This is a genomic window from Lutaonella thermophila (assembly GCF_055387725.1).
Map to the genome: position 1 here is coordinate 1,514,305 of NZ_AP043783.1, position 16,568 is coordinate 1,530,872.

Below are 16,568 nucleotides of genomic sequence, written 5' to 3' on the forward strand. Positions count from 1 at the left end.
TGCACCACGAAAGTAGAAAACAATTAGGTTTGTATGTTAATTTAGAATAAAAAAATTAGCAAGTTTTTTAAAGTTTAAATTTTACTAAATAAAAAAGGGCGATTTTAAATCGCCCTTTTTAAACTAAATGTTAGTATTTACGATTCGGTTTTTTTACCGGCTTTTTGGATATCTATTGTAAGCTCATCGGCTTTTTCATCTAAATCCATAAAAATACTATCGCCTTCTTCAAGTTTTGCATTTACAATTTCTTCAGCTAATGCATCTTCAATGTATTTTTGGATTGCTCTTTTAAGCGGACGAGCACCATATTGTTTATCAAATCCTTTTTCGGCTATGTAATCTTTAGCTTTATCACTAAGTGTTAAGTTATAGCCTATGTCTTTAATGCGAGCAAATAACTTTTCTAACTCAATGTCAATAATTTTATGAATATGTTCTCGCTCTAAAGGATTAAACACAATCACATCATCAATACGGTTTAAAAACTCTGGAGCAAAAGCTTTTTTAAGTGCATTTTCTATAACGCTTTTTTGGTGATCTGCTGCTTGTGCTTTTTTAGCAGCTGTACCAAAACCAACTCCTTGGCCAAAGTCTTTAAGTTGTCTTGCACCAATATTAGATGTCATTATTATAATGGTATTCCTAAAGTCTATTTTTCTACCAAGGCTATCGGTTAAATAACCATCATCTAACACCTGAAGTAACATGTTAAACACATCAGGATGGGCTTTTTCTACTTCATCAAGCAATATAACGGCATAAGGTTTTCTTCTAACTTTTTCTGTTAGCTGTCCGCCTTCTTCGTAACCAACATAGCCCGGAGGAGCTCCTATTAATCTGGAAACAGCAAACTTCTCCATGTATTCACTCATATCTATTCTAACCAAAGCATCTTCTGAGTCAAACAGCTCTCTAGCTAATACTTTAGCTAATTGCGTTTTTCCAACGCCGGTTTGCCCTAAGAAAATGAATGAGCCAATGGGTTTATTAGGATCTTTTAAACCGGCACGGTTACGTTGAATGGCTTTAGAAACTTTTTCTACTGCTTCATCCTGACCAATAACTTTACCTTTAATTAAATCCGGTAGATTTGCCAGTTTATTACTTTCTGTTTGTGCTATTTTGGTAACTGGAATACCGCTCATCATAGAAACTACTTCTGCAACATTCTCTTCAGAAACAATTTCTCTATGGAGCTTACTTTCTTCTTCCCATTTTTCTTGTGCTGTAGCTAAATCTTTTTCAATTCGTTTTTCATCGTCTCTTAGCTTAGCAGCCTCTTCGTACTTTTGCTTTTTAACTACCGAATTTTTTAGCTCTCTAACTTCTTCTAATTGTTTTTCTAGTTCTAAAATTTGTTTTGGCACTTCCATATTGGTAATGTGCACTCTAGAACCTGCTTCGTCTAAAGCATCTATCGCTTTATCAGGCAAAAATCTATCGGTAATATAACGGTTTGTTAGTTTTACACAGGCTTCAATAGCTTGGTCTGTGTAATCTACATTGTGGTGCTCTTCGTACTTTTCTTTTATGTTATGTAATATCTCTATTGTTTCTTCTATGGTAGTAGGTTCTACCATTACTTTTTGAAATCTACGCTCTAAAGCACCGTCTTTTTCAATATACTGTCTGTACTCATCTAATGTTGTTGCGCCAATACATTGTATTTCGCCACGTGCTAAGGCCGGTTTAAACATGTTAGAGGCGTCTAAACTTCCGGTAGCACCACCGGCACCAACAATAGTGTGAATCTCGTCTATGAATAAAATAATATCGTCATTTTTTTCGAGCTCGTTCATTACGGCTTTCATGCGCTCTTCAAACTGACCTCTATATTTTGTGCCTGCTACTAAAGAAGCTAAATCTAAAGTTACAACACGCTTACCGTAAAGAATTCTAGAAACTTTTTTCTTTACAATTCTAAGTGCTAAACCTTCAGCAATAGCGCTTTTACCCACACCTGGTTCACCAATTAATAACGGGTTGTTTTTCTTTCTACGGCTTAATATTTGAGAAACACGCTCAATTTCTTTTTCTCTACCTACTACGGGATCTAACTTTCCTTCTTCGGCTAGTTGAGTTAAATCTCTACCAAAATTGTCTAAAACCGGAGTTTTAGATTTTCTGGCAGGTTTGCTGCTAGAGCTACCAAAGGGGTTTTCACGACTTTCGTCTCCTGTATCAGGATCATCTGAGAATGATTCTGCAGTTGGAGGTTCTATAAAGTCGTCTTCGTTAGTTATCATAGATTTAAATTGTTCCTTCACAGCGTCGTAATCTACTTTAAGTTTGTTAAGTAATTTGGTTGTGGGGTCGTTTTCATTTCTTAAAATACAAAGCAATAAATGCGCTGTATTAATAGAAGAGCTTTGAAAAAGCTTAGCTTCTAAAAAAGTTGTTTTAAGGGCTCGTTCTGCTTGTCTGGTTAAATGTAGGTTCTTTTTTGTGTTTGCAATAGCGCCAACATTAGGGTTTGCCGGGCTTAATATTTCAACTTTTCTACGTAAAGTGTCTAAATCTACATCCAGAGCATTTAAAATGTTAATGGCTTTACCATTACCATCTCTTAGCAGGCCAAGCATTAAATGTTCGGTGCCAATAAAGTCGTGGCCCAGTCGTAAAGCTTCTTCTTTACTGTAGGCTATAACGTCTTTTACTCTTGGTGAAAAATTATCATCCATAAATAATACTCCTTTCTGCTATTAAAAATACTAAAACTACAACTAGTTAGACAAAAACCATACCCGAATTCGACTAACTGTAGCTAATAGACAAAAAAAAACGTCATTTTCAAAAAAATTAACATTCTATTTATTAACGAAAAAGCAAATAAAATATGTTGATAAAATGGTTAAATTTTTGAGTTAAAATAGCTTTTAAAAGCTGATAAAATGCGTATATTGGCTCGATTTGTAAACAAAACTTTTTTTAAAAAAGATTCGTATGGCAGAAGGAGAAAAACTTATTCCTATTAACATTGAAGATGAAATGAAATCGGCCTACATTGATTATTCAATGTCGGTCATTGTGTCACGTGCATTACCCGATGTGAGAGATGGTTTAAAACCGGTTCACAGAAGAGTTTTATATGGTATGTACGAACTTGGGGTTTTAAGCAACAGACCCTACAAAAAGTCAGCAAGAATAGTAGGTGAAGTGTTGGGTAAATACCATCCGCACGGAGACACTTCTGTATATGATACTATGGTACGTATGGCTCAAGAATGGAGCCTTCGCTATATGTTAGTAGACGGGCAAGGAAACTTTGGCTCTGTAGATGGAGACAGCCCGGCAGCAATGCGTTATACCGAGGCCAGAATGCGTAAAATATCTGAAGATATGCTGGCCGACATTGAGAAGGAAACGGTAGACCATCAGTTAAATTTTGACGACTCTCTTCAAGAACCTACAGTACTGCCAACCCGTGTACCTAATTTATTAGTTAACGGAGCTTCTGGTATTGCTGTTGGTATGGCAACAAATATGCCACCCCACAACCTATCTGAAGTAATAGATGGTATTGTTGCTTATATAGATAACCACGATATAGAAATAGACGAATTGATGGAGCACGTTAAGGCTCCAGATTTCCCTACCGGAGGTATAATTTATGGTTATGACGGAGTTAGAGAAGCATTTAAAACCGGTAGAGGAAGAATTGTAATAAGAGGTAAAGCTACCTTCGAAGAAGTTCAGGGTAGAGAGTGCATTGTGGTAACAGAAATTCCGTATCAAGTTAACAAGGCAGACATGATTAAAAAGACTGCCGACTTAATTAACGATAAGAAAATTGACGGAATTGCTACCATCAGAGACGAATCAGATCGTAACGGAATGCGCATTGTATATGTGCTTAAGCGCGATGCTATACCAAACATTGTACTTAATACTTTATATAAATATACTGCTTTACAATCTTCATTTAGCGTGAATAATATTGCGCTTGTTAATGGTAGGCCTCAGCTTCTTAACCTTAAAGATATGATTCATCACTTTGTAGACCACCGTCATGATGTGGTTGTAAGACGTACAAAGTATGAGTTAAGAAAGGCCGAAGAAAGAGCCCATATTTTAGAAGGATTAATAATTGCTTCAGATAATATAGACGAAGTAATTGCCTTAATCAGATCATCATCTAATGCAGACGAAGCTCGTCAAAAACTAGTTACGCGCTTTGAGCTGACAGAAATTCAGGCGAAAGCCATTGTAGAAATGCGCTTACGCCAGTTAACCGGCTTAGAGCAAGATAAATTAAGAGCAGAATACGAAGAGTTAATTAAAACCATAGAAGACTTAAAAGATATCTTAGCTCGTAAAGAGCGTAGAATGGAAATTATAAAGCAAGAGCTTCTTGAAATTAAAGATAAGTATGGTGATGAAAGACGCTCTGCTATAGAGTATGCCGGAGGCGATTTAAGCATTGAAGATATGATTCCGGATGAGCAGGTGGTAATTACCATTTCTCATGCTGGTTACATTAAAAGAACACCACTTACAGAGTACAAAACTCAAAATAGAGGAGGAGTTGGGCAAAAAGGCTCTTCTACCAGAAACGAAGATTTCCTTGAGCATTTGTTTGTGGGAACAAACCACCAATATATGCTTTTCTTCACGCAAAAAGGAAAATGTTTCTGGATGCGTGTTTTTGAAATCCCTGAAGGAAGCAAAACATCTAAAGGGCGAGCCATACAAAACCTTATAAATATTGAACCGGACGATAAGGTTAAGGCATTTATTTGCACACAAGACCTTAAAGACCAAGAGTACATAAACAGCCACTATGTAATAATGGCAACTAAAAAGGGTACTGTTAAGAAAACTCCGTTAGAGCAGTATTCACGTCCGCGCCAAAATGGTATAAATGCCATTACAATTAAAGATGGCGATGAGCTTTTAGAAGCTAAACTAACTACCGGTAACAGTCAGATTTTATTGGCTGTAAAATCAGGAAAAGCCATTAGGTTTGAAGAAAGTAAAACCAGACCTATGGGCAGGAACGCATCAGGAGTTAGAGGTATAACCCTGGCGCATGAAAACGATGAAGTTATAGGCATGGTTTCTGTAAATAATTTTGAGGATGATATTTTAGTGGTTTCTGAAAACGGATACGGAAAGCGTTCAAAATTAGATGATTACAGAATTACAAACCGAGGTGGTAAAGGCGTTAAAACTATCTCTATAACCGATAAAACCGGAGAGTTAGTGGCAATTAAAAACGTATCAGACTCAGACGATTTAATGATTATTAACAAATCTGGTTTAACCATTAGAATGTCTGTAGAAGATTTACGAGTAATGGGTAGAGCCACTCAAGGAGTTAAGTTAATCAATTTAAAAGATGATGATTCTATAGCTGCTGTAGCTAAGGTAATGCGTAATGAAGATGATGTAAAAGATATAAATGAGATAGAAGTAAACGATCCTGGCACAGCTCTTGATAATGATAGTGTCGAATCAAATAATTAAATTTGCAAAAACAAACAGAAAAAAAGAAAATGAAAAGAGTTTTAGTTGTAGCTACGGCTATGTTAATTTCAGTAGCAACATTTGCACAAAAAAGTGAATTAAAGGTTGCAGAGAAGGCGTTAAAATCTGGTAAATCATCTGAAGCTAAAGCAGCATTAGAGAGCATTTCGTCTTCTATAGAAAGTGCAGACGATAAGTACAAAGCACAGTACTATTTTTTAACCGGTAAAGTATACCAAGACATTGCAGCAAAAAGTGGAGATGAAACTGCTTTTGATCAAGCAATCTCATCATACAAAAAGCTAATAGAGTTTGAAGCCAACACAAAAAAGCGTTACACAGACGATGCTAAAGAAGCGCTTCAGGCTATGACTGCAGATTTAGTAAACTCTGCTGTAGATGATAACAAGCAAAAAAAGTTTGACGCTGCTGCTAAGAAACTTTATTTAAGCTATACTTTAAGCAAAAAAGATACTATGTACTTATACTATGCAGCTGCAAGTGCTGTAAATGGAGGTGATTATGAGTCTGCATTAAAGTATTACACAGAGCTTAAAGATTTAGGATATGATGGTAGTGAGACTACTTATACTGCTGTTAATGTAGAAACCGGCGAGCGTGAAGCAATGCCAAAATTACAGCGTGATTTAATGGTTAAGTCTGGAAGCTATAAAGATCCTAAAGACGAAAAATCTCCGTCTAAAAAAGCAGAAATCATTAAAAACATTGCTTTTATTTACCAACAACTTGGTCAAGATGAAAAAGCTAAAGCAGCTTTTGATGAAGCAAGAGCAGCTTACCCTGACGATGTAAACTTAATTTTAAATCAAGCAAACTTATATTTTAAGCTTGGAGATAAAGACAAGTTTAAAGAGTTGATGCAAGAGGCAGTAGAAATGGCTCCAGATAACCCAGATTTACATTACAATATAGGTGTAATTAATATGGAACAGGGGAATTATGAAGAGTCCAGGACAGCCTACAGAAAAGCTATAGAATTAAATCCTGAATATGTAAATGCAATTTTAAACTTATCTACATCGTACGTTAACGAAGGAAACTCGTTAATAGACCAAATGAACTCATTAGGAACCAGCAGAGATGATATTAAAAAGTACGATGAGTTAAAGGCTAAAAAAGATAGTTTATTTAAAAGTGCAGCCGAAGTGTTAGAACAAGGATTAGAAAACAATCCTAACAACACTAGCATGTTAGAGCAGCTTAAAAACATATATGGTGCACTTGGTGATACCGAAAATTATAAAAGAATAAAGGCTCTTTTAGAGCAATAATAAAAAAGTATATAGTTTAAAAAAAGGCGCTTTTAAAAGCGCCTTTTTTTATGGGATTATTTTTTTAATTACTCTTAGTTTATGTGAGTATAGTTTGGTATCTACATTAAAAATGCCTGTATGGTCTATTCTATCTATCCTAACTTTTTCTTGACAATGAATCACATAATTGTCTGCCATAATAATACCAACATGAACAATGTTGCCTTCGGCATCATCAAAAAAGGCTAAGTCGCCGGGCTCACTTTCTTCAATAAAACTTAAAACTTCTCCTTGTGTTGCTTGTTCATTTGCTTGGCGTAGTAAGCCATAGCCACTTAAGCTATAAACCAATTGGGTAAAACCTGAAGCATCTATTCCGAAAGGAGTTTTACCTCCAAGCAAGTAGGGTGTATTAACTAAAAGTAGTGCAGAGCTAATTAAATCTTGTCTTGATTTTTTATCTGAAGTGCTTTCGCCTTCAAAGGTATGTTGTAGCAAATCAGTATTACTAATTACACTGCCCATTGGTATAGGCATTAGCCTATTGTTTTCATCAGAAATATAATCTACTAAATTGGTGGTAAGTTGTTTAGAAGCAGTATTAATTGTATTATAGCTATCTTCATCAATTTCTTTATATTGGCTATTACTAATCCAACCCTCACAATTATCAAAAGCAATACGAACTTTACTCCAGTGTTTTCTTTTTTCTAAAACTTTAAAGTGTTCACCGTAAAGAAGTTGCGTGACCAGTTGGGTGGCATGGTCTGCAGCCACCCTAACCGGTACAATACTTAAATTACAAATTCCGTATTGCATGAAAATTATAGAAACTTACTAGCGTTCTAATACAATAGCCGAAGCACCACCACCACCGTTACAAATAGCAGCAGCACCAAATTTGGCATTATTTTGTTTTAATACATTTAAAAGTGTTACTACAATTCTGGCACCAGAACATCCTAGCGGATGACCTAAAGAAACAGCGCCACCGTTAACATTAACTTTACTGCTGTCTAAGCCTAAAATTTTCATGTTAGCTAATCCAACAACAGAGAAAGCTTCGTTAAACTCAAAGTAATCAATATCGTTAATGCTTAACCCTGCTTTGTCTAAAGCCTTAGGTAGTGCCTTTGCGGGTGCGGTAGTAAACCATTTTGGTTCTTGGGCAGCATCTGCATAACTTTTTATAGTTGCCAGTGGTGTTAAGCCTAATTCTTGCGCTTTTTCTTTGCTCATTAAAACAACGGCAGCTGCTCCATCATTAATAGTAGATGCATTTGCTGCTGTTACAGTACCGTCTTTTGTAAATGCGGGACGAAGATTTGGTATTTTCTCCAGAATTACATTTTTGTATTCTTCGTCTTCAGAAACTACAACCGGATCACCTTTACGTTGAGGCACTTCAACCGGTACAACCTCGTCATTAAATTTTCCAGCCTCCCAAGCTGCTGCAGAACGTTTGTAGGATTGTATTGCAAAAGCATCTTGGTCTTCTCTAGAAAAATCATGCTCAACAGCACATAAATCGGCGCACACACCCATTGCGTTTTTATCGTATGCATCAACTAAGCCGTCTTTTTGCATTCCATCTTCTAAAGTGGTTGGGCCAAATTTAAGACCACGGCGCATATAAGTGTAATGCGGAATAAGACTCATATTTTCCATTCCTCCGGCAACTACAACATCTGCATCGCCAAGAGCAATGGCTTGTGCTCCTTGCATAATAGCTTTCATACCAGAAGCACATACTTTATTTACTGTAGTACAAGGTACAGTATCTGGAATACCGGCATAAATTGCAGCTTGTCTTGCTGGTGCTTGTCCTTCTCCGGCTTGCACCACATTACCCATTAAAACCTCATCTACATTTTTAGGATCTAAACCAATTTTTTGTAAAGCTCCTTTAATGGCAACAGCGCCTAATTTTGGAGCAGGTATCGTAGAAAGCGCTCCCATAAAGCTACCTATGGGGGTTCTTGCTGCAGATACAATAACTACTTCTTTACTCATTTTATAAAATTTTCTGTTTGCGAATTTAGGTATTTTATAGTGATATTCATAAAACAACAAGAGCTATGTAGTAGCTACCCGGCTATTTTTTCTATTTTTGAGAAGGTTAATTTTAAACAATGCAAAAAACACTCGATAAAGTTTACCGTAACCAGTCGTTTATTTACAAAGTATTTCTGTACGTTGCCTCAATATTTTTAATTGTTTACTTATTTCCTAAGGGAGGTAAGTTTAAGTACGAATTTCAGAAAGGAAAACCATGGCAATATGAAAATTTTTACGCTCCTTTTGACTTTGCTATTAAGAAATCTGAAGAAGAGATAGCTCAAGAAAAAATTAATATTAAAAACAATTTAATACCCTACTATACGTATCAAAAAGAGGTTGTTACAAAGGTTCAACAAAATTATGAAAACCAATTTGAATCTGTTTTTTCTGCTTCTGAATTAACCGGAATTGAACAACAACGCCTTTTTACTGCCGGCCAAGAAATAATTAATACCGTTTACAAGTATGGAATGCTTGCAGATGCTTCGGGTTTTAACAACCAAACACATGTTTATTTGCTTAAAGGTAATGAAGCTGTTTTAGTGCCGGTTGAAGAATTTTTTACTATGAGCAAGTTAGAAAAGGTGCTTCAGGAGGTGTTGTCTGCTTATAATTTAACATCATACAAACAGCCGTTTTTTAATATATTTTTTCAACTTTTAAAACCTAATGTAGTTTACGATGATACGCTTACTCAACAAGAGTTAGACGAAGAGTTAGCTACGATTTCTACCATTAGAGGAAATGTAGATGCCGGAAAACTCATAATCGCCAAAGGAGAAGTAGTAGAAGGTGAACGCTATCAAATGCTGGTTTCTCTAAAAGAAGAATTTGAGTCTGAGCTTTGGAGCGACACCAATTACACCGTTATTTTAATTGGTTACACGCTACTGGTGGCATTGGCATTAATAATGTTGTTTTTGTTTTTAAAAAAGTATCGTCCTAAGATTTTTGAGCACAACACCAAAGTAACATTTATATTCGTAAACATCATGCTAATGGTGTTTTTAACTACACAAATTGTTAAGTTTAACGCTAATTATGTTTTTGTAGTACCACTCTGTATTTTACCCTTAATCTTAAAAGCATTTTTTGATGCCAGATTAGGATTGTTTGCTCATGTACTTACCGTGCTCATTTTAGGGTTTGTAGTACCAAATAGTTTTGAGTTTATTTTCTTGCAGATTATAGCAGGTATCGTAACTATATTAACGGTTTCTGAGCTTTATAAAAGAGCTAATCTATTTATATCGGTAGGGCAAATTACCTTTATTTACATTGTTTCTTATTTTGCGTTTCATGTAATTCAGGAGGGAACATTTAAAAATATTGAGTGGATTGTTTTCGGATATTTTATTTTAAACGGATTAGCAACACTATTTGCACAACCTCTTATTTACATTTATGAAAAAATATTTGGATTAGTTTCTGATGTTTCCCTTTTAGAATTATCAGATACCAACTCTAAACTATTAAAAGAATTAGCAAATAAAGCTCCGGGAACGTTTCATCACTCTTTACAAGTAGCCAATTTAGCCGAAGCAGCAGCAAATGAGGTTGGAGCCAATGCAATGTTAGTTAGAGTAGGAGCACTTTACCATGATATTGGTAAGATGAAAAACGCTCGATATTTTACAGAAAACCAAGCAACTAATATTAATCCGCATGATGAGCTAGACCCTTCAGAGAGTGCCAAAATTATAATTAACCATGTAATAGAAGGAATAGAAATTGCACGAAAAAACAAGATTCCTGATAGGGTTATAGATTTTATAAGAACACATCATGGCACATCTGTAGTATACTATTTTTACAAAAAAGAAGAGGCAAACAAAAGTGATGTTAATATAGAAAACTTCAGATATCCCGGGCCTATACCTTTTTCTAAAGAAACTGCAATTTTAATGATGTGTGATGCAGTAGAAGCCGCATCTAAAAGCCTAAAAAATCCAACGTATCCTGTAATTGATGAATTTGTTGAGAATATTATAGACAATCAAATTAATGACGGACAGTTTCTGAATGCTAATATTACTTTTAAAGAAATACAAGCCATAAAAAAGGTATTAAAAAAGAAACTTACCAATATCTATCATTTGCGAGTAGAATATCCTGAATAACAGAAAGTATAGGTTTTTAGGATAAAAAAATTAAAAAAATAGTTGCGTTCTTTAAGTTGAACTACTACATTTGCATCCGCAAATAAAAACTGTACGTTCTAATAACAAAATAGGAGAGGTGCCAGAGTGGTAATGGAGCAGATTGCTAATCTGTCAACGCGTAAGCGTTGCCCGGGTTCGAATCCCGGTCTCTCCGCTGTTTTACGGGGTGTAGCGTAGCCCGGTTATCGCGCTTGGTTTGGGACCAAGAGGTCGCAGGTTCGAATCCTGCCACCCCGACAAATGGTTGCGTAGCTCAGCTGGATAGAGCATCTGCCTTCTAAGCAGACGGTCGCAGGTTCGAATCCTGCCGCAATCACAGAAAACCTCAGCATTTGCTGAGGTTTTTTTGTTTGTATACACAAGTTTACTTTCATTATCAGCTAAAAGCTTCCTTTAAAATTTAAAAAACCTTCTGTTTTTGTATTTTTAATGTATGAGATTACTTGTAATATTTTTAATAGGCGCGTTGTTGCTTTCTTGTAAACAGTCTAATTCAAAAAAAACAAAAAACACAAACACACTACAAATTAATGAGGTTAAGAGCGATTCTGCAGCTAATAAAAAGAGTAAGAGCTTAGATTTATATTCGCTTCCAGATACATTGTTTGTAAAACTTTCAGATTATAGTGATGCTTTTGTATACGATTTACGTTATGCAACAACCAATAATTTTTTAAAAACCAAAGTGTACGATTGTCCGGAATGTTATGTGAGGGTAGCTACTGCTAAAGCACTGCTTAATGCAGCTAAAGATTTTGCTGATAAAGGACTAAAAATTAAGTTTTTTGATTGTTACAGGCCCAATAGCGTACAATGGAAAATGTGGGAGATTGTGCCAAATCCGCAATATGTTGCAAACCCTGCTAAAGGATCAATTCATAATAAAGGAGGCGCTGTAGATATTACTTTAGTTGATGAAAAAGGAGATGAGTTGCCTATGGGAACTGATTTTGATTATTTTGGACCTCTGGCTCACCATGACTACAAAAACTTACCGAAAGAGGTGTTAGCCAATAGGAAGTTGCTAAAAACTACAATGGAAAAGCATGGTTTTTGGAGCATCAGAACAGAGTGGTGGCATTATAACTTACATGCAGCTTCTAACTATAGTGTTGCCGATTTTAAGTGGGAATGTGCTGATTAAGCTTTTTGACAAATAATGATTATTTTCTGGTTGTTTGCATTGGTAGTAAAAAACAGATAATTGCTACCACCATCTTTAATTTTAAGCTTTTTTTTAAGTACATCTGCTCGTTCAGGGAAGTTCCTTGTGGTAATATTGGCTTGCTTTGGCAGTTGTTTTAAGTTCTTTTTTTTATACTCAAGCACATCTAATATTTTAAAAATTCTTCCCGGAAAATCTGTTAGTATTATGTTGCTTGTGTATAAGTGTGAATGTTTATGTAGTTTATTTAATTTGTAGGATATGGCGATACTGTTAAAAGCTCCGGCTTTTAAAATTGCTGCATTGGGCTCATATAAATATGTTTGTGGTTGGCTGTATTCTGGTGTATATTGAGCTTCGTTTAACAGCGTAAACGCAAATGTTTTGGGTGTAGCGTTTTGTTGTAATTGTACAGCATGAATTGTTATATGCTCCGGGGTGTTGTTAGAAAGTATCCAAAGCAACTCTTTTACTTCGTTTTTTAAAGCAATAATATAAACACTTTCTACATGTTTAAGTTTATTAATTCCTTCTTTAATATCTAATAAAGGAGCAGTTTTTATAATTATTTTAGTTGCTTTCTTTAAAAATATAGTAGTGTTTGCTAAAACATCCGGCTCGCAATCTTCTAATAAAAAAACACGCTTTTTAGTTTTACTTCTTCTTGAGGGGTCTATGTAAATAACATCAAAATTTGCAGATGTATTTTTTAAATATTCTAAACTGTTTTGCTTAATACAACTTACATTTTTTACACCTAAAACATTAAAATTATGCTCTGCTATTTCGGCTAAATGTAAGTTAGCTTCGCAATAAATTACTTCGCTAAATTGGTTTGAAAAATAATAACTATCTACACCAAAACCACCGGTGGCATCAAGCAAGCTTTTTCCAGGTACTAATGCTGCTTTAAATTGTGCAGTTGCTTCAGACGATGTTTGCTCTATAGAAAGTTTAGGCGGGTAGTAAATATTACTTTTACTAAACCAGGTAGGCAGCTTATTTTTGCATTTTTGTTTAGATTCTAATTGTTCTAAAACTTCTTGCTTTGTAACACCGTTAAAAGACCATTTTTGTAGCGCTACTGACGAAATGTCAGCATTAATATTTTTTTGTATAAAATCCTGAATACCAGTATTTAATAAGTTTTTATTCAAAGTTTTACTATAAGTTTTTTGTGAGCGATTTCACAATCTTGTTTTCGGCTAAAAAAGCTTTTAAAATTACTTTAATTACGGTATAACTTGGCACAGCTACTATCATTCCGACAACACCAAACAGTAATCCCCCAATAATTATTATCAGAAAAATTTCTAACGGATGTGATCGCACGCTATTAGAAAAAATTAATGGTTGACTAAAGAAATTATCAACTAACTGACCAATTAAAAAACCTATAAAAACATAGATTGTTTTAGGTAAAATAACACTGCTAAAATCACTGCCTAAATTGCTGGTCATGGTTAAAACTATCATTAAAAAACCACCCACTAACGGACCCACATATGGTATTAAATTTAATAGGGCACATAAAAATGCAATCACAACGGCATTGTTAATTCCAAAAATTAGTAAAACAATGGTGTAAATAATAAACAGAATTAAAATCTGAAATAGTAACCCGATAAAATATCTAGACAACAAATCTTTAATTTTTGTAAACGATTGTTGTAGCTTTTTTTCTTTATTATCCGGAACAAACACTAAGATACTTTCTTCAAAAAGTTTACTGTCTTTTAAAAAGAAAAATGAAATAAAAATCACAGAAAATAATCCTACACTAAAATTGCCAAGAGCACCTACCAGTGAGTTTAAAAAATTTGGAATTGTATTAAGGTTAAGCCAAGAGAATATATTGGTATTTTGTAAAGTCTCGTTTAAATTTATTTGTTTGCTTTCAAAATAGGCTACTATTTGTTGGTATAAATGCTCTAAATTGGCTTGCATTTCTTGAACATTAAGCAACGAGAGGTTTTTTCCTTGTTGTATCAGTAGCGGTATAAAAAGTGCAATAATTCCGGCTAAAATAGCTACCATCACTACCATGGTTGTAATTACTGCCGGTGTATTTTTAAATTTTAACTTTCTTCTTAAAAACAACACAATTGGTCTGCCAATTAAAGAGACAACAACTGCAATAGCAATGTAGGTTAATACGGCTCTTATTTGATATAAAAAGTAGAGTAAAAGTGCTATTCCGGCAATTATGGCAAAAGCTCGTAATATTCCGTTTGCTATTGTTTTAGAATTCATGCTCCTAATTTAAAAATACATATTGAATTATGTTTGCTCCCATTTGCAACGCTTTTAACCTAACCTCTTCGGGATCATTATGAATTTCCGGATTTTCCCAGCCATCTCCTAAATCACTTTCGTAAGTAAAAAGTAGCAATAACCTGCCGTTATGGGTTATCCCGAAGGCTTGAGGACGTTTACCGTCGTGCTCATGTATTTTTGGCAGCCCATTATTAAAAGTAAACTTTTGATTAAATATTGGGTGGCTTGCAGGTAACTCTTCTAATGTTTTATTCGGAAAAACTTTTTTTAGGGCTTCCTCTAAGTAAGGTCTCATACCGTAATTGTCGTCAATATGTAAAAAACCTCCGGAAAGTAAATAATTCCTTAGATTTTTAGCTTCTTCATCAGAAAAAAATACATTTCCGTGTCCGGTCATGTGAATAAATGGATACTGAAAAATAGCAGCATCACCTACAGCAACAGTTTCGGGTTTGGGTTCTATGGTAGTGCTAATATTGTTATTACAAAAAGCAATTAAATTCGGCAATGCAGTAGGATTTGCATACCAATCTCCGCCACCTCCATATTTTAAAACAGCAATTTTTTGAGCATGTATAGTGCTAACACTAACTAAAAGTATAATTTTTAAAATTGTTTTCATTGTTATTGGTTAATTAAAGCTACGGTGTGGCATGCTACTATGGCTGCTGTTTCTGTTCTTAATCTTGAGTTGCCTAAGGTAACCGGAAGGAATCCTTTTTGTTGAGCCAAAGCAATCTCTTGCTCAGAAAAATCACCTTCAGGACCAATTAAAATAGTGATTTTATGATCTGCTAAAGCTTTTCTTTTTAAAGGTGTTTTATAAGATTCTTCGCAATGCGCTATAAATAATTGCCCTTTGTGTGGTGCAGAAACAAACTCTGCAAAAGGAGTTAATGGGTTTAATTTTGGTAGTTTGCACTGTAATGATTGTTTCATTGCAGACAGTAAAACTTTTTCTAACCGTTCGTGCTTAATCACTTTTCGTTCAGAATGATCACAGAGTATAGGAGTAATTTCATCGACACCAATTTCGGTAGCTTTCTCTAAAAACCACTCAAACCGATCGTTCATTTTTGTAGGTGCTACCGCTAAATGAAGATAGTAATTACGTTCATACTTTTTCTCTGATTTTAGCAGTTGCAACATACACTTTTTTTGGTTGTTGTCTACAATTTCAGTAGTAAACAACCAACCATCGCCATTTGTTACATAAACAGTATCGCCAACATTTTTGCGTAATACTTTTACCAAGTGATTACTTTCTTCTTTGCTTAGAAAAAAAGTTTTAGTATTTGAGTTGATTTCAGGATGGTAAAAGAGCTGCATAGTTAACCCTTGAGTTTTTAGTTTTTTAGCTTATTGCAAAAATAAAATTACTTAAATATTTCTATTTACAAGACTAATTAGAAGAAGTAGCTTCTTTAACTACCACAACGGTTGCTTTATAGCCGGTTGCAAGTAACCATCGTTTAGACGAAATTAAATTCCCTTGGTCATCAAAAACATGAAATTCTGCAGTGTTTGGGCCGGATGTGCCTTGGTTTAGCGCTTCGAAATCAATTTTATTAAACCCGGGCTCTAAAGGCACATTAAAACTGTAAAACTTACCTTGAAGCATTATTTGAGGTTTAACAACCTTGTCGTTAACCAACACCCGAATCATATCTCCGTCTACATACTCGTGATCTCTACACAAAATGTTTACAAACTTACCGTTGCTTTTAATATCTCCTAAAAATTGATTTCCTCTAAAATCAAAATTCACTTGGCTTTCGTGCGTTCTACTTTTAAGCTTTTTTTCTAATTCTTTGCCTCTGTCTCCATATTTAATATCGGGGACAAATTGTATAACATTAGGAGTCTCTAAGGATATATCTATTAGTTTTTTTCTATCGGTATTTGTGTTTGGAAAACCGGAAGGTAAAGTAGTTTCTGCCGGAATTTTAGTGTCTTTCTTTAAGGTATTGGCTTTGGGCAGTTCTTGTGCATAGGAATAAAAAATGTTTCCTAAAACAAAAACAAATAAACAAAGCAGGTCTTTGCTTTTTTTAACACCTAAAACCAACATTTTTTTTAAATTATTTATGTAAAGATACAAGTAATAGTATTGTAATGCTGTTAATAAAATGCAAAGTTCATGCCAATAGTATGACTTTA

At 34.7% G+C, this 16,568-nt stretch carries 12 protein-coding genes and 3 tRNA genes; 7 read left to right on the forward strand and 8 right to left on the reverse strand.

Annotated elements, in window-relative coordinates; translation table 11 throughout:
* Positions 1-137: 137 nt before the first annotated feature.
* Positions 138-2,684, reverse strand: a complete 2,547-nt coding sequence (locus ACZ5CF_RS07170) for an ATP-dependent Clp protease ATP-binding subunit (RefSeq protein ID WP_464578527.1) — start codon at positions 2,682-2,684, stop codon at positions 138-140.
* A 262-nt stretch (positions 2,685-2,946) separates the two neighbouring features.
* On the opposite strand from ACZ5CF_RS07170, the gene gyrA reads away from it, so the two are divergent.
* Entirely contained in the window at positions 2,947-5,469 is a 2,523-nt protein-coding gene (gene gyrA, locus ACZ5CF_RS07175; RefSeq protein ID WP_464578528.1) for a DNA gyrase subunit A, read from the forward strand.
* A gap of 29 nt (positions 5,470-5,498) precedes the next feature.
* Positions 5,499-6,761 (forward strand): tetratricopeptide repeat protein, encoded by a 1,263-nt coding sequence (locus tag ACZ5CF_RS07180; protein ID WP_464578529.1) that lies wholly within the window; start codon positions 5,499-5,501, stop codon positions 6,759-6,761.
* A gap of 48 nt (positions 6,762-6,809) precedes the next feature.
* On the opposite strand, the gene ACZ5CF_RS07185 is transcribed toward ACZ5CF_RS07180, so the two are convergent.
* Together ACZ5CF_RS07185 and ACZ5CF_RS07190 are read right to left on the reverse strand one after the other, a co-directional pair.
* Positions 6,810-7,562, reverse strand: a complete 753-nt coding sequence (locus ACZ5CF_RS07185) for a C40 family peptidase (protein ID WP_464578530.1) — start codon at positions 7,560-7,562, stop codon at positions 6,810-6,812.
* A gap of 18 nt (positions 7,563-7,580) precedes the next feature.
* Entirely contained in the window at positions 7,581-8,756 is a 1,176-nt protein-coding gene (locus ACZ5CF_RS07190; protein ID WP_464578531.1) for an acetyl-CoA C-acyltransferase, read from the reverse strand.
* A 119-nt stretch (positions 8,757-8,875) separates the two neighbouring features.
* Between ACZ5CF_RS07190 and ACZ5CF_RS07195 the strand changes: the two genes are divergently transcribed.
* The 5 genes from ACZ5CF_RS07195 to ACZ5CF_RS07215 all read left to right on the forward strand — a co-directional run bounded on the left by ACZ5CF_RS07195 (position 8,876) and on the right by ACZ5CF_RS07215 (position 12,110).
* Positions 8,876-10,924 carry an HD family phosphohydrolase gene (locus tag ACZ5CF_RS07195; RefSeq protein ID WP_464578532.1) on the forward strand — a complete coding sequence of 683 codons (2,049 nt, stop codon included), beginning with the start codon at positions 8,876-8,878 and terminating at the stop codon, positions 10,922-10,924.
* A gap of 112 nt (positions 10,925-11,036) precedes the next feature.
* A tRNA-Ser gene (locus tag ACZ5CF_RS07200) sits at positions 11,037-11,120 on the forward strand.
* Between the two features lie 8 nt (positions 11,121-11,128).
* A tRNA-Pro gene (locus tag ACZ5CF_RS07205) sits at positions 11,129-11,203 on the forward strand.
* Between the two features lie 5 nt (positions 11,204-11,208).
* Positions 11,209-11,282: transfer RNA gene (locus ACZ5CF_RS07210), tRNA-Arg, on the forward strand.
* Positions 11,283-11,399: 117 nt separating this feature from the next.
* The gene (locus ACZ5CF_RS07215; protein WP_464578533.1) at positions 11,400-12,110 is read left to right on the forward strand and encodes a M15 family metallopeptidase; all 711 of its coding nucleotides are present in this window, start codon (positions 11,400-11,402) and stop codon (positions 12,108-12,110) included.
* On the opposite strand, the gene ACZ5CF_RS07220 is transcribed toward ACZ5CF_RS07215, so the two are convergent.
* The 5 genes from ACZ5CF_RS07220 to ACZ5CF_RS07240 form a co-directional block, all read right to left on the reverse strand.
* On the reverse strand, positions 12,107-13,288 hold the full coding sequence (locus ACZ5CF_RS07220; RefSeq protein WP_464578534.1) for a THUMP-like domain-containing protein: 1,182 nt from the start codon (positions 13,286-13,288) through the stop codon (positions 12,107-12,109). The genes ACZ5CF_RS07215 and ACZ5CF_RS07220 overlap by 4 nt on opposite strands.
* A 7-nt stretch (positions 13,289-13,295) precedes the next feature.
* Positions 13,296-14,384, reverse strand: a complete 1,089-nt coding sequence (locus tag ACZ5CF_RS07225) for an AI-2E family transporter (protein ID WP_464578535.1) — start codon at positions 14,382-14,384, stop codon at positions 13,296-13,298.
* Positions 14,385-14,388: 4 nt separating this feature from the next.
* Complete coding sequence (locus ACZ5CF_RS07230) at positions 14,389-15,030, reverse strand: DUF4159 domain-containing protein (protein ID WP_464578536.1); 642 nt, start codon at positions 15,028-15,030, stop codon at positions 14,389-14,391.
* A gap of 2 nt (positions 15,031-15,032) precedes the next feature.
* On the reverse strand, positions 15,033-15,737 hold the full coding sequence (locus ACZ5CF_RS07235) for a 16S rRNA (uracil(1498)-N(3))-methyltransferase (protein WP_464578537.1): 705 nt from the start codon (positions 15,735-15,737) through the stop codon (positions 15,033-15,035).
* Positions 15,738-15,810: 73 nt separating this feature from the next.
* Positions 15,811-16,479 (reverse strand): hypothetical protein, encoded by a 669-nt coding sequence (locus ACZ5CF_RS07240; RefSeq protein WP_464578538.1) that lies wholly within the window; start codon positions 16,477-16,479, stop codon positions 15,811-15,813.
* Positions 16,480-16,568 lie beyond the last annotated feature (89 nt).

Coding starts and splice junctions, on each gene's coding strand:
- ACZ5CF_RS07170 (WP_464578527.1), bottom strand. CDS start 2,684: ATGGATGATAATTTTTCACCAAGAGTAAAAGACGTTATAGCCTACAGT.
- gyrA (WP_464578528.1), top strand. CDS start 2,947: ATGGCAGAAGGAGAAAAACTTATTCCTATTAACATTGAAGATGAAATG.
- ACZ5CF_RS07180 (WP_464578529.1), top strand. CDS start 5,499: ATGAAAAGAGTTTTAGTTGTAGCTACGGCTATGTTAATTTCAGTAGCA.
- ACZ5CF_RS07185 (WP_464578530.1), bottom strand. CDS start 7,562: ATGCAATACGGAATTTGTAATTTAAGTATTGTACCGGTTAGGGTGGCT.
- ACZ5CF_RS07190 (WP_464578531.1), bottom strand. CDS start 8,756: ATGAGTAAAGAAGTAGTTATTGTATCTGCAGCAAGAACCCCCATAGGT.
- ACZ5CF_RS07195 (WP_464578532.1), top strand. CDS start 8,876: ATGCAAAAAACACTCGATAAAGTTTACCGTAACCAGTCGTTTATTTAC.
- ACZ5CF_RS07215 (WP_464578533.1), top strand. CDS start 11,400: ATGAGATTACTTGTAATATTTTTAATAGGCGCGTTGTTGCTTTCTTGT.
- ACZ5CF_RS07225 (WP_464578535.1), bottom strand. CDS start 14,384: ATGAATTCTAAAACAATAGCAAACGGAATATTACGAGCTTTTGCCATA.
- ACZ5CF_RS07230 (WP_464578536.1), bottom strand. CDS start 15,030: ATGAAAACAATTTTAAAAATTATACTTTTAGTTAGTGTTAGCACTATA.
- ACZ5CF_RS07235 (WP_464578537.1), bottom strand. CDS start 15,737: ATGCAGCTCTTTTACCATCCTGAAATCAACTCAAATACTAAAACTTTT.
- ACZ5CF_RS07240 (WP_464578538.1), bottom strand. CDS start 16,479: ATGTTGGTTTTAGGTGTTAAAAAAAGCAAAGACCTGCTTTGTTTATTT.